The following is a 13,383-nucleotide window of genomic DNA, read 5'->3' on the forward strand; positions in this document are numbered from 1 at the left end:
GATCGGTTCAAACGCCTGTTATTTTTTTTCCTACCGAGCCTGAACAATGAATCAGAACGCTGAGTATTCCGCGGTCAATGACGCGGTGCGTGGGCAATTTTTAAGGAAAGTCTGGGCGCTGATCACCCCCTACTGGCGCAGTGAGGAGAAGTTCAAGGCCTGGCTGTTGTTGCTGGTGGTGCTGGGGCTTTCGCTGTTCAGTGTGGCCGTGTCGGTGTGGTTCAACAGCTGGAACCGCGACTTCTATAACGCCCTGGAAAAGAAGGACTACGACGCCTTCACCCACCTGCTGATGTATTTCAGCGTGATCGCCGTGGTGGCGATCGTCACCGGGGTGTTCACTTCCTATTTGCAGCAAATGCTCACCATCCGCTGGCGGCGCTGGCTGACTGAAACCTACTTCGCCAAGTGGCTGAGCGAGAAGAACTACTACCACCTGGAATATGGCGGCTACACCGATAACCCCGACCAACGTATTTCCGAAGACCTCAACGCCTTTACCAGCAGCACCCTGAGCCTGGGCCTGGGGTTTATCAGTAACCTGGTGAGCCTGGTGTCGTTCTCGGTGATCCTGTGGGGCGTGTCCGGCAGTATCGAGGTTTGGGGCATCACGATTCCCGGCTATATGTTCTGGGCGGCACTGGTATATGCCGTGCTGGGCAGTTGGTTGACCCACTTGATTGGTCGAAAACTGATCGGCTTGAGCAACCGCCAGCAACGCTTCGAGGCCGACTTGCGTTTCAGCCTGGTGCGGGTGCGCGAGAACGCGGAAAGCATCGCGCTGTTCAATGGCGAGCCGAATGAACACCAGCAACTGAGTGCACGTTTCGGGCGGGTGTGGAGCAACTTCTGGAGCATCATGCAGCTCAAGAAGCGCCTGAACTTCTTCACCAGTGGTTACTCGCAGATCGCGATCATCTTCCCGTTTGTGGTGGCAGCGCCGCGTTACTTTTCCGGCCAGATAGAGCTGGGCGTGCTGATGCAAGTGGCCAGTGCGTTTGGCAGCGTGCAGGGCAGCCTGAGCTGGTTTGTCGACGCGTACACCGTGTTGGCCAGCTGGCGTGCGACCTGTGATCGTCTGCTGAGCTTTGGCGAGGCGATGGAAGAAAACGAAGGCCGCAACATGGGCATCGAGTTGCAACGCCAGGGCGGCAATTTGCAGATGAGCAACCTCAGCCTCGATCTGGCGGATGGTCGTCACCTGCTGGATGGCGCCAACCTGACGGTTGCCGAGGGTGAGCGATTGATGCTCAGCGGGCGTTCCGGCAGCGGCAAGTCAACCTTGCTGCGGGCCATGGGCAATCTCTGGCCAAACGGCCACGGCAACATCCGCTTGCCGGCCGAGCGTTATCTGTTCCTGCCGCAAAAGCCGTACCTGCCGATTGGTACCTTGCGGGGTGTGTTGAGTTATCCACAGGAGGAGGGCGCGTACCCGCCGCAACGTTATGCACAGGTCCTGGAAACCTGCCGCCTGGCGCACCTGATTCCACGCTTGGACGAGGCCAATCACTGGCAGCGCATGCTGTCGCCGGGTGAGCAACAGCGCCTGGCGTTTGCGCGGGCGTTGTTGTTTGAACCGCAATGGCTGTACATGGACGAGGCCACCTCGGCGATGGACGAGGAAGATGAGGCGGCGCTGTATCAGGCGTTGATCGATGAGTTGCCGGGGTTGAGCATCGTCAGCGTCGGGCACCGCAGCAGCCTCAAGCGTTTCCTTGGGCGGCATGTGCGGATACAGGACGGGCAGCTACAAGAACAGCCAGTGTCCTGAAGTCGGACTCGGTCAATGTGGGAGCGGGCTTGCTCGCGAATACGGTGGGTCAGTTAATACATAGGATGACTGATAGACCGCATTCGCGAGCAAGCCCGCTCGCACATTGGATCAGTGTCGTCTGGTCGACCTGGTTCCAACAAAAAAGCCCGGCTGATCATCGATCAGCCGGGCTTTTTCATGCCGCTTGAAAAGCTATTACTTCTTCAAGCCGTAATGCTCATCCAGCATCCCCGGGGCGTTTGGCGTTTTTGGCGCGTAATCCCGTGGCGGTTCCTGATTTTCCCGCGGAGGGGTCAGGCGTTCCCGTGGAGCGTGCGGTGCATCGGAATGCAGCGCGGCCAGCAGGCGCTGGCGGGTGATGTCGTCCAGGGCCAGGCGGTTGGCACCCTCGGCGAGATGATCCTGTACTTCCTGATAGCTCTGAGTGAGCTTTTTCACCAGGGTCGCGGTGCTGTTGAAGTGGGTAACAACCTCGTTCTGATAACTGTCAAAACGTTCCTGAATGTCATCCAGCTGACGCTGCGTGCGGTTAGGCGCGGCATTCGGCAGCAGGCGGGCGACCAGGAATCCAATGGCGACACCGGCAACCAAGGCGAGAGTCGGCAACAACCAAACTAAGAGCGAGTGTTCCACGAGTCCTTCCTCTATAAACGGCTTTGCTTTACGTTAACGGCTCGGACCTGCGCTGTATACCGCGATTAAGCTCGCAATGATGCCATGCACAGACTTTTAGCTAGACGAGTCGACCCCTTGAGAGGTCACGGAGTTCCTTCCTTGCTGATGCGTGAAACCCCCGTTTTGATCGATGGCCCGGTAGGCCAACTGGAAGCCCTGTATCTGGATCACCCCGAGCCACGTGGCCTGGCGCTGATCTGTCACCCGAACCCGGTGCAGGGCGGCACCATGCTCAACAAAGTCGTATCGACCCTGCAACGCACCGCGCGCGATGCCGGCTTGATCACGTTACGTTTCAATTATCGCGGTGTCGGCACCAGTGCCGGTACGCACGATATGGGCACCGGTGAAGTCGACGACGCCGAAGCGGCAGCCACCTGGTTGCGTGAAAAGCATCCCGACCTGCCGATCACCCTGCTGGGTTTTTCCTTCGGCGGGTTTGTCGCGGCCACCCTCGGCGGCCGCCTGGAAGCCAAGGGCGAAAAACTCGCGCACCTGTTCATGGTGGCCGCGGCCGTAATGCGCCTGCGGGATAACGACGTGTTGCCACAAGGCTGCCCATTGACCGTGATCCAGCCGGAAACCGACGAAGTGGTCGACCCGCAACTCGTCTACGACTGGTCCGCGGCCCTGAATCGCCCCCATGAGCTGCTGAAAGTGGCAGAATGCGGACACTTTTTTCATGGCAAGCTGACCGATCTCAAGGATCTTGTGCTGCCACGTCTTTCGAATTGATGACAAGCGATCACCCATGACGACCCGTACCCGCATCCTCACCGGCATCACCACCACCGGCACGCCGCACCTGGGCAACTACGCCGGCGCGATCCGCCCGGCGATCCTTGCCAGCCAGGACGCCAACGCCGACTCCTTCTACTTCCTGGCCGACTACCACGCCCTGATCAAGTGCGATGACCCGCAGCGCATCCAGCGCTCGCGCATGGAAATTGCCGCGACCTGGCTGGCCGGTGGCCTGGATGTGAACCGGGTAACCTTCTACCGCCAGTCCGATATCCCGGAAATCCCCGAGCTGACCTGGTTGCTGACCTGCGTGGCGGCCAAGGGCCTGCTCAACCGTGCGCACGCCTACAAGGCCTCGGTGGACAAGAACCTGGAGAACGGCGAAGACCCGGATGCGGGGATCACCATGGGCCTGTACAGCTACCCGGTGCTGATGGCCGCGGACATCCTGATGTTCAACGCCCACAAGGTGCCGGTCGGTCGTGACCAGATCCAGCACGTGGAAATGGCTCGCGACATCGGCCAGCGCTTCAACCACCTGTTCGGCAAGGGTAAAGAATTCTTCACCATGCCCGAAGCGCTGATCGAAGAAAGCGTCGCCACCTTGCCGGGCCTGGATGGCCGCAAGATGTCGAAGAGCTACGACAACACCATCCCGTTGTTCACCAGCGCCAAGGACATGAAGGACGCAATCTCGCGGATCGTCACCGACTCCCGCGCGCCGGGCGAAGCCAAGGATCCGGACAACTCGCACCTGTTCACCCTGTACCAGGCGTTTGCCACCCAGGCCCAGGAAGAAGAGTTCCGCGGTGAACTGCTGCAAGGCCTGGGCTGGGGCGAGGCGAAGAACCGTCTGTTCCAACTGCTGGACGGCCAGTTGGGTGAAGCGCGCGAGCGTTATCACCAGCTGATGTCGCGCCCGTCGGACATGGAAGACCTGCTGCTGGTCGGCGCCCGCAAAGCCCGCGCCGTGGCTGCGCCGTTCCTGGCCGAGCTGCGTGAAGCGGTGGGCCTGCGCTCGTTCGTCAACCCGGTCGCCGTTGCGCCCACCACCAAGAAGAAAGCTGCGAAAGCCGCACGCTTTGTCAGCTTCCGCGAAGACGACGGCAGCTTCCGCTTCCGTTTGCTGGCGGCCGAAGGCGAGCAACTGCTGCTGTCGCGCAACTTTGCCGACGGTAAAACCGCAGGCGCCGTAACCAAGCAGCTGCAATCGGGTCAGGCGCTGGATGTACGCAGTGAAGCCTCGAGCTTCAGCGTGTGGCTGGACGGTGAAGTCGTCGCCGATAGCCCGGCGTTCGCCGACAGCGCCTCGCGGGATGCGGCGATCGAAGCCTTGCGCGTTGCGTTGACCCCAATCGAGGATTGACCCGACCAAGGGTTGATTGCCATTCTTCAGGGCCGTCGTTACAGTGGCGGCCCGTTTTTGTTGCCTTGCTAACGAATTATGACGCCCCTAGAACGATATCAAGCTGATCTGAAACGCCCTGAATTCTTCCATGACGCTGCCCAGGAAACTGCGGTGCGCCATTTGCAGCGCCTGTACGACGATCTGGTCCAGGCCTCGCAGAACAAGCCGGGCATGTTCAGCAAGCTGTTTGGCAAGAAAGACCATACGCCGGTCAAGGGCCTGTATTTCTGGGGTGGTGTTGGCCGGGGCAAGACTTACCTGGTGGACACCTTCTTCGAAGCGCTGCCGTTCAAGGAAAAGGTCCGCACCCACTTCCACCGCTTCATGAAGCGCGTGCATGAAGAGATGAAGACCCTGCCGGGCGAAAAGAACCCGCTGACCATCATCGCCAAGCGCTTCTCGGAAGAAGCCCGGGTGATCTGTTTCGATGAGTTCTTCGTGTCCGACATCACCGACGCGATGATCCTCGGCACCCTGATGGAAGAGTTGTTCAAGAACGGCGTGACCCTTGTCGCCACCTCGAACATCGTGCCCGACGGCCTGTACAAGGACGGCCTGCAACGCGCGCGTTTCCTGCCGGCCATCGCCCTGATCAAGCAGAACACCGACATCGTCAACGTCGACAGCGGCGTCGACTACCGCCTGCGTCACCTTGAACAAGCCGAACTGTTCCACTACCCGCTCAACGAAGTGGCCCAGGAAAGCCTGCGCAAGAGCTTCCGCGCGCTGACGCCGGAATGCACCCAGGCGATTGAAAACGACAAGCTGATCATCGAAAACCGCGAAATCATCGCACTGCGCACCTGCGATGACGTGGCCTGGTTCGAATTCCGCGAACTGTGCGACGGCCCTCGCAGCCAGAACGACTACATCGAACTGGGCAAGATCTTCCACGCGGTGATCCTGAGCGGTGTCGAGCAGATGAGCGTCACCACCGACGACATCGCGCGGCGCTTTATCAACATGGTCGACGAGTTCTACGACCGCAACGTCAAGCTGATCATCTCGGCGGAAGTCGAGCTCAAGGACCTCTACACCGGCGGCCGCTTGAACTTCGAATTCCAGCGCACCTTGAGCCGCTTGCTGGAAATGCAGTCCCACGAGTTCCTGTCGCGGGCGCACAAGCCGTAAGCGATGTGCTTGAAATGAAAAAGGCCCGCAGCGATGCGGGCCTTTTTTTATGCAAATTTCCAGGTCAACAGAAAGCAACTGTGGGAGCCGGGCTTGCCCGCGATAGCGGTCTGTCAGCTGATGCCTCTGGTGCCTGGCACGCCGCCATCGCAGGCAAGCCAGCTCCCACATTTTTACTGCGTATACCCTTTGGTTACGCGGCCTGCTGGAACTGCTGGCGATACTGGTTGGGCGACAGCTCGGTATGCTGGCGGAACAGCCTCGCAAAGAAGCTCGCGTCGTCGTAGCCCACCTCGTAACTGATGGTCTTGATGCTTTTGCGGCTGCCGGACAGCAGGCCCTTGGCTGTCTCGATGCGCAACCGTTGCAGGTAGTGCAGCGGCTTGTCACCGGTGGCGGTCTGGAAGCGGCGCATGAAGTTGCGGATGCTCATGCCGTGTTCCCGGGCCACGTCTTCGAAGCGGAACTTGTCGGCGAAGTGCTCTTCGAGCCAATGCTGGATCTGCAGGATGATCACGTCCTGGTGCAGCTTCTGCCCGCCAAAACCGATGCGCCCGGGGGCGTAGCTGCGTTGCACTTCGTAGAGGATGTCGCGGGCTACGGCCTGGGCGATGTTGGCGCCGCAGAAGCGTTCGATCAGGTAGATGTAGAGGTCGCAGGCTGAAGTGGTGCCGCCGGCGCAGTACAGGTTGTCGGCGTCGGTCAGGTGCTTGTCCTGGTTCAGCTGCACCTTGGGAAAGCGTTCGGTGAAAGCGTTGAAGAAGCGCCAATAGGTGGTCGCTTCCTTGCCATCCAGCAGGCCGGCTTCGGCGAGCCAGAACACCCCGGTGGCTTCGCCGCACAGCACCGCGCCACGGGCGTGTTGTTCACGCAGCCAGGGCAGCACTTGGGGGTAGCGTTGGCACAACGAGTCGAAATCGTCCCAGAAGGCCGGGAGCACGATGATGTCGGCGTTTTCGAGGCCGCCGTCCACCGGCATGATCACATCGCTGAAGCTGCGCACCGACTGCCCGTCGGGGCTGACCAGGCGGGTTTCGAAGGCGGGAGTGAGGCCCTGGCCCAGCTGTTTGCCGTAGCGCAGGCTCGCGAGGTGGAAGAAATCCTTGGCTTGCATGAGGGTTGAAGCGAATACCCGATCAATGGCCAAAATGCTGACGCGCCGCAAGGGCGTGGAGATTTGGTTAGACATAATTTCATTTATTCTTATAGGGGAAAGTGGTCACCAGACGGCTGGATCGTCTTATTTTTTGTCGCATGTGTCCAGTGTCCTGTGACGCCTTCGCGGCTTAGGCTCTGTGATCCCGGTCTTGTCCGACAATTCACACAGGTGACCCATGATTCCCAGAACCTTGTTCAGCTCGGAGCACGAACTCTTCCGCCAGAGCGTGCGCACCTTCCTCGAAAAAGACGCGGCGCCGTTCCACGGGCAATGGGAAAAGCAGGGCTACATCGACCGCAACCTGTGGAACAAGGCGGGGGAGGCGGGGATGCTCTGCTCGCATTTGCCGGAAGAGTACGGCGGCCTCGGGGCGGACTTTCTCTACAGCGCGGTGGTGATCGAGGAGATCAGCCGCCTGGGATTGACCGGGATTGGTTTCTCCCTGCATTCGGACATTGTTGCGCCCTACATCCTGCATTACGGCAGTGAGGCGCTGAAGCACAAGTACCTGCCCAAGCTGATCTCCGGGGAAATGGTCACGGCGATTGCCATGACCGAGCCGGGGGCCGGGTCCGACCTGCAAGGGGTCAAGACCACGGCGGTGCTGGATGGCGATGAATACGTGATCAACGGCTCCAAGACGTTCATCACCAATGGCTTCCTGGCTGATCTGGTGATCGTCGTGGCCAAGACCGATCCCAAGGCCGGCGCCAAGGGCACCAGCCTGTTCCTGGTGGAGGCCAACATGCCGGGTTTCGACAAGGGCAAGCGCCTGGAGAAGGTCGGGATGAAGGCCCAGGATACATCGGAGCTGTTCTTCCAGGATGTGAGGGTGCCCAAGGAGAATCTGCTGGGCCAGGCGGGGATGGGCTTTGCCTACCTGATGCAGGAGTTGCCGCAGGAGCGTTTGACGGTGGCGATTGGTGCGCTGTCGTCAGCCGAGGCGGCGCTGCAATGGACGCTGGAATACACCCGCGACCGCAAGGCGTTCGGCAAGGCGATCATCGACTTCCAGAACACCCGTTTCAAGCTGGCGGAGATTGCGACGGAAACCCAGATCGGCCGGGTATTTGTCGACAAGTGCATGGAGTTGCACCTGGAAGGCAAGCTCGATGTGCCCACGGCCGCGATGGCCAAATACTGGGCCACGGACCTGCAGTGCAAGGTGCTGGATGAGTGTGTGCAACTGCACGGCGGGTATGGGTTTATGTGGGAATACCCGATTGCGCGGGCGTGGGCAGATGCGCGGGTGCAGCGGATTTATGCGGGGACGAATGAGATCATGAAGGAGATTATTGCGCGGGCGCTTTGAATTCTTGGTGTTTTTGAGGGCCTCTTCGCGAGCAAGCCCGCTCCCACATTCGACTGCATTCCAAAGGTGGAACTCGGTCGAATGTGGGAGCGGGCTTGCTCGCGAAGGCGGTCTAGAGATCAATCAAGGCGCAGGATTCGGATGATCCTTCTGAATCGCCTCAATCCCTGCCAGCACCTCATCCGACAGTTTCAAATCAGCGCTGGCGATGTTGCTGTCCAGCTGCTCCAGGGTCGTGGCGCCAATGATGTTGCTGGTCACGAACGGTTGTTGGGTCACAAACGCCAATGCCATCTGCGCCGGGTCCAGGCCGTGCTCACGGGCCAGTGCCACATAACGGCTGCATGCAGCTTCCGACTGCGGGTTGAAGTAGCGGCTGAAGCGGCTATAGAGGCTCAGGCGGCCCTTGGCCGGGCGTGCGCCACCTTCGTACTTGCCGCTGAGCATGCCGAACGCCAGCGGTGAATACGCCAGCAAACCGCACTGTTCACGGATGGCGATTTCCGCCAGGCCCACTTCAAAGCTGCGGTTGAGCAGGTTGTAGGGGTTCTGGATCGACACCGCGCGGGTCCAGCCACGGGCTTCGGCCAGGGCCAGGAACTTCATGGTGCCCCACGGGGTTTCGTTGGACAGGCCGATGTGGCGGATCTTGCCGGCCTTGACCTGCTCATCCAGGGCTTCGAGGGTTTCTTCCAGCGGCGTCAGGTCTTCTTCGGCCTTGTGCTTGTAGCCCAGTTGGCCGAAAAAGTTGGTGCTGCGTTCCGGCCAGTGCAGCTGGTAGAGGTCGATCCAGTCGGTTTGCAGGCGCTTGAGGCTCGCGTCCAGGGCTTCGGCGATGTGCTTGCGGTTGTGCTTGAGGCTGCCATCGCGGATGTAGTCGATGGTGTTGCCGGGGCCGGCGATCTTGCTGGCGAGGATCCAGTCGGCACGGCCGCCGCGGCTTTTGAAGTAATTACCGATGTAGCGCTCGGTGGTGGCGTAGGTGTCGGCCTTGGGCGGCACCGGGTACATTTCCGCGGTGTCGAGGAAGTTGATCCCCGCGGCCTTGGCCCGTTCGATCTGTGCGAAGGCCTCTGCCTCGCTGTTCTGCTCGCCCCAGGTCATGGTGCCCAAGGCTATCGCGCTCACGTTCAGATCGGTTCGGCCCAGCTGTCGATAGTCCATCGGGTACTCCTTCGGGGAAAACAATCATAAAAGCAGGTTGAAATTTTTTTGGCAATCTGCATAATTGCCCACCTCTTTCTGCAGTGGAAGTGATGCGCCGCCTGCCGAAGAATCTTGCCGTTGAACGGACGCGCCGACCCGAGCCCCCGATAGCGTCTGTATCCGGCTGCCTTTGACTTGTCAAAGTACGCACTATTCAGTAAGATCCGCCGTCTAATTTACAGGGCGGCCCCTGAGGCTATTAAAGAATGACAACTTTTACTGCAAAACCAGAAACAGTTCAGCGCGACTGGTTTGTCGTCGACGCCGCTGGTCAGACCCTGGGTCGTCTGGCCACTGAAGTCGCCAGCCGTCTGCGTGGCAAGCACAAGCCTGAGTACACCCCTCACGTTGATACCGGTGACTACATTGTCATCATCAACGCCGAGCAGGTACGTGTTACCGGCAACAAAGCGCAAGACAAAATGTACTACCGTCACTCCGGTTTCCCAGGCGGTATCAAGTCTTCGAACTTCGAAGGCCTGATCTCCAAAAAGCCTGAAGCCCCGATTGAAATCGCGGTCAAAGGTATGCTGCCGAAGGGCCCACTGGGTCGCGACATGTATCGCAAGCTGAAAGTCTATGCGGGCGCTGCTCACCCTCATGCTGCTCAGCAGCCCCAAGAACTGAAGTTTTAACGGAATAGTTCATTATGTCGGCGACTCAAAATTACGGCACTGGCCGTCGCAAAACCGCTACCGCTCGCGTTTTCCTGCGTCCGGGTACTGGTAACATCTCGATCAACAACCGCACTCTGGAAAATTTCTTCGGTCGCGAAACTGCCCGCATGGTAGTTCGTCAGCCGCTGGAATTGACCGAGACCGTTGAAAAGTTCGACATCTACGTCACCGTTATCGGTGGCGGTGTAAGTGGTCAAGCTGGCGCAATCCGCCACGGTATCACTCGCGCTCTGATGCAGTACGACGAAACCCTGCGTGGCGCTCTGCGCAAAGCTGGCTTCGTGACTCGCGATGCTCGTGAAGTTGAACGTAAGAAAGTTGGTCTGCGTAAAGCGCGTAAGCGTCCGCAGTACTCGAAGCGTTAATTCGCTTTTACGTTCCAGAAAACGCCCAGCCTCCTCACGGAGCTGGGCGTTTTTTATTGCCTGCTATTTATGTAAAAAAATCTGTGTGACAACTTGCCACATCCGTAGAGCCCCTATACTCAAAGGCTTGGAGCCAGTGCCGGGGGTAATTACCTTGTCAGACGTGGGGCTTTTCATTACCATTCGGCAAAATTTTTATAAGTTCAGATTTAACACTTAGTAGACGCCTGATTTAACAGGCCACAAAGCTGATGGGAGAGGACTGAATGAGCAATGACGGCGTGAATGCAGGCCGGCGTCGCTTCTTGGTAGCAGCCACATCCGTGGTGGGTGCTGCAGGAGCGGTGGGGGCTGCGGTCCCGTTCGTGGGGTCATGGTTTCCCAGTGCCAAGGCGAAAGCCGCAGGTGCACCGGTGAAGGTGAATGTCAGCAAGATCGATCCAGGCCAGCAAATGATTGCTGAATGGCGCGGTCAGCCAGTGTTCATCGTTCGTCGTACCGGGGAAATCCTGGGAAATCTGAAGAAGATCGAGGGCCAGCTGTCCGACCCCGACTCGAAGAATTCCGACCAACCCGCTTACGTCGATAAGGAAATTCGCTCGATCAAGCCGGAAATTCTGCTGCTGATCGGTATCTGCACCCACTTGGGTTGCTCTCCCACCTTCCGCCCGGAAGTGGCGCCCGCGGACCTGGGCAAGGACTGGGTCGGGGGCTATTTCTGCCCGTGCCACGGTTCTCACTACGACCTCGCTGGCCGCGTCTACAAGTCACAACCTGCACCACTGAACCTGCCAGTTCCGCCACATCACTACGAGACTGACAGTGTCATTGTCATTGGCGTCGACGAGGGGGAGAAAGCCTGATGAGCAAGTTCATGGATTGGGTGGATGCGCGCTTCCCCGCGACCAAGATGTGGGAAGACCACCTCAGCAAGTACTACGCACCGAAGAATTTCAACTTCTTCTATTTCTTTGGCTCCCTGGCACTTCTGGTACTGGTCAATCAGATCGTTACCGGTGTCTGGCTGACGATGAGCTACACGCCGTCGGCCGAAGAAGCCTTCGCCTCCGTCGAATACATCATGCGCGACGTCGAGTACGGCTCGATCCTGCGTCTGCTGCACTCCACCGGCGCCTCGGCGTTCTTCATCGTCGTCTACATGCACATGTTCCGTGGCCTGCTCTACGGCTCGTACCAGAAGCCTCGCGAGCTGGTGTGGGTGTTCGGCATGCTGATCTACCTGGCGCTGATGGCCGAGGCCTTCATGGGCTACCTGCTGCCGTGGGGCCAGATGTCCTATTGGGGCGCCCAGGTGATCATCTCGCTGTTCGGTGCGATCCCGGTCATCGGCAACGACCTGACCCAGTGGATTCGCGGTGACTACCTGATCTCCGGGATCACCCTGAACCGCTTCTTCGCCTTGCACGTGGTGGCCTTGCCGATCGTGATCCTGGGCCTGGTAGTGCTGCACATCCTGGCGTTGCACGAAGTGGGTTCGAACAACCCCGACGGCGTGGATATCAAGAAGCACAAGGACGAAAACGGCGTACCGCTGGACGGCATTCCGTTCCACCCGTACTACACCGTGAAAGATATCGTCGGTGTGGTGGTGTTCCTGTTCATCTTCTGCTCGATCGTGTTCTTTTTCCCGGAGATGGGCGGTTATTTCCTCGAGAAACCGAACTTCGAACAGGCGAACGCCTTCAAGACCCCGGAACACATTGCCCCGGTCTGGTACTTCACTCCGTTCTACGCGATCTTGCGGGCGATTCCCGACAAACTCATGGGCGTTATCGCCATGGGCGCAGCGATTGCAGTGCTGTTCGTGCTGCCGTGGCTCGACCGTAGCCCGGTCAAGTCCATGCGCTACAAGGGCTGGCTGAGCAAGATCTGGCTGTGGGTGTTCTGCATTGCGTTCGTGATCCTGGGTGTACTGGGCGTATTGGCGCCGACCCCGGAGCGTACGTTGCTGTCGCAGGTCTGCACCTTCCTGTACTTCGCCTACTTCATTCTGATGCCGTTCTATACCCGGCTCGAGAAGACCAAACCGGTACCGGAAAGGGTGACTGGCTGATGAAAAAATTATTCGTTGCATTCATTCTTGCGGCCCTGCCGCTGCTGTCTTTCGCCGCTGAACACGGCCCAGAACTGGAAAAAGTCGACATCGACGTGTCGGACAAAGCCGCAATGCAGGACGGGCTGCGTACGTTCACCAACTACTGCATGGGCTGCCACAGCGCCAAGTTCCAGCGTTACGAGCGAGTGGCCGACGACCTGGGCATTCCCCATGACGTGATGCTGAGCCACTCGGTGTTCACCGGGGCGAAGATCGGCGACCACATGACCATCGGCATGCAACCGGCCGACGCCAAGACCTGGTTCGGGGCTGCACCGCCCGACCTGACCCTGGTGGCCCGTGTGCGTGGCACCGATTGGCTCTATGGCTACCTGAAATCCTTCTATGAAGACCCGACGCGTCCCTACGGCGTGAACAACAAAGTGTTCCCGAACGTCGGTATGCCTAACGTTCTGGTCGGCCTGCAAGGTCGCCAAGTGGTAGGATGCAAGCAAGTACAAATCGTCGAAGACGGCAAGAAGCAGTATGATCCGCTCACCGGTACGCCTTTGACTCATGAAGCGTGCGATCAGCTGACCATAGTGCCGAAGACCGGCACGCTGAACGAAGAGCAGTTCGACGAGAAGGTCAAGAATCTGGTGACCTTCCTGGCCTACTCGGCCAACCCAGTGAAGCTGCAGCATCAGCGCATTGGTACCTATGTGTTGCTGTACCTGGCCTTCTTCTTCGTGTTCGCCTATCTGCTGAAACGCGAATACTGGAAGGATGTGCATTGATCCAACCGTAAGTAATTGCTGTTAATCTTGCGCGCCCAGCGGCATCTCTGAAGGTAAGTCTGGTTTATCCAGGCATCACGGA

General features: G+C 59.0%; 13 protein-coding genes. 10 read left to right on the forward strand and 3 right to left on the reverse strand.

Annotated features, from left to right (window positions below; translation table 11 throughout):
- Positions 1-46 precede the first annotated feature (46 nt).
- Positions 47-1,771: an ABC transporter ATP-binding protein/permease gene (locus HX814_RS19285; RefSeq protein WP_177008724.1), complete on the forward strand. Its 1,725-nt coding sequence runs from the start codon at positions 47-49 to the stop codon at positions 1,769-1,771.
- A 198-nt stretch (positions 1,772-1,969) separates the two neighbouring features.
- On the opposite strand, the gene HX814_RS19290 is transcribed toward HX814_RS19285, so the two are convergent.
- The gene (locus HX814_RS19290) at positions 1,970-2,407 is read right to left on the reverse strand and encodes a YhcB family protein (protein WP_003216019.1); all 438 of its coding nucleotides are present in this window, start codon (positions 2,405-2,407) and stop codon (positions 1,970-1,972) included.
- 147 nt (positions 2,408-2,554) lie between these two features.
- Here HX814_RS19290 and HX814_RS19295 point away from each other — a divergent pair, with 147 nt between their 5' ends.
- From HX814_RS19295 to zapE, 3 genes are all read left to right on the forward strand, one after another.
- Entirely contained in the window at positions 2,555-3,184 is a 630-nt protein-coding gene (locus HX814_RS19295) for an alpha/beta hydrolase (protein WP_023659190.1), read from the forward strand.
- Positions 3,185-3,200: 16 nt separating this feature from the next.
- Positions 3,201-4,556 (forward strand): tryptophan--tRNA ligase, encoded by a 1,356-nt coding sequence (locus tag HX814_RS19300; protein WP_177008725.1) that lies wholly within the window; start codon positions 3,201-3,203, stop codon positions 4,554-4,556.
- Positions 4,557-4,634: 78 nt separating this feature from the next.
- Positions 4,635-5,729, forward strand: a complete 1,095-nt coding sequence (gene zapE, locus HX814_RS19305; protein ID WP_003216025.1) for a cell division protein ZapE — start codon at positions 4,635-4,637, stop codon at positions 5,727-5,729.
- 193 nt (positions 5,730-5,922) lie between these two features.
- Here the strand turns inward: zapE and HX814_RS19310 are convergent, their stop codons facing one another.
- Positions 5,923-6,843, reverse strand: coding sequence for a GlxA family transcriptional regulator (locus tag HX814_RS19310; RefSeq protein WP_173406101.1), 921 nt, complete (start codon positions 6,841-6,843; stop codon positions 5,923-5,925).
- Between the two features lie 220 nt (positions 6,844-7,063).
- Between HX814_RS19310 and HX814_RS19315 the strand changes: the two genes are divergently transcribed.
- Positions 7,064-8,200, forward strand: a complete 1,137-nt coding sequence (locus HX814_RS19315; protein WP_177008726.1) for an acyl-CoA dehydrogenase family protein — start codon at positions 7,064-7,066, stop codon at positions 8,198-8,200.
- 123 nt (positions 8,201-8,323) lie between these two features.
- Here HX814_RS19315 and HX814_RS19320 read toward each other — a convergent pair whose 3' ends face one another.
- On the reverse strand, positions 8,324-9,364 hold the full coding sequence (locus HX814_RS19320) for an NADP(H)-dependent aldo-keto reductase (RefSeq protein WP_177008727.1): 1,041 nt from the start codon (positions 9,362-9,364) through the stop codon (positions 8,324-8,326).
- Positions 9,365-9,612: 248 nt separating this feature from the next.
- Between HX814_RS19320 and rplM the strand changes: the two genes are divergently transcribed.
- The 5 genes from rplM (at position 9,613) to HX814_RS19345 (ending at position 13,301) form a co-directional block, all read left to right on the forward strand.
- Positions 9,613-10,041 (forward strand): 50S ribosomal protein L13, encoded by a 429-nt coding sequence (rplM, locus tag HX814_RS19325; RefSeq protein ID WP_003216032.1) that lies wholly within the window; start codon positions 9,613-9,615, stop codon positions 10,039-10,041.
- Positions 10,042-10,055: 14 nt separating this feature from the next.
- Positions 10,056-10,448 carry a 30S ribosomal protein S9 gene (gene rpsI, locus HX814_RS19330; RefSeq protein WP_003216038.1) on the forward strand — a complete coding sequence of 131 codons (393 nt, stop codon included), beginning with the start codon at positions 10,056-10,058 and terminating at the stop codon, positions 10,446-10,448.
- A gap of 266 nt (positions 10,449-10,714) precedes the next feature.
- Positions 10,715-11,311 carry a ubiquinol-cytochrome c reductase iron-sulfur subunit gene (petA, locus tag HX814_RS19335; protein ID WP_177008728.1) on the forward strand — a complete coding sequence of 199 codons (597 nt, stop codon included), beginning with the start codon at positions 10,715-10,717 and terminating at the stop codon, positions 11,309-11,311.
- Positions 11,311-12,522, forward strand: coding sequence for a cytochrome bc complex cytochrome b subunit (locus HX814_RS19340; protein WP_003216042.1), 1,212 nt, complete (start codon positions 11,311-11,313; stop codon positions 12,520-12,522). Before petA ends, HX814_RS19340 begins: the two co-directional genes overlap by 1 nt.
- Complete coding sequence (locus tag HX814_RS19345; RefSeq protein ID WP_003216044.1) at positions 12,522-13,301, forward strand: cytochrome c1; 780 nt, start codon at positions 12,522-12,524, stop codon at positions 13,299-13,301. The genes HX814_RS19340 and HX814_RS19345 overlap by 1 nt, the downstream gene beginning before the upstream one ends.
- The last annotated feature ends 82 nt before the right edge of the window (positions 13,302-13,383 follow it).

The sequence above is a fragment of the Pseudomonas sp. C8002 genome, from assembly GCF_013385765.1.
Classification (GTDB): Bacteria; Pseudomonadota; Gammaproteobacteria; order Pseudomonadales; family Pseudomonadaceae; genus Aquipseudomonas.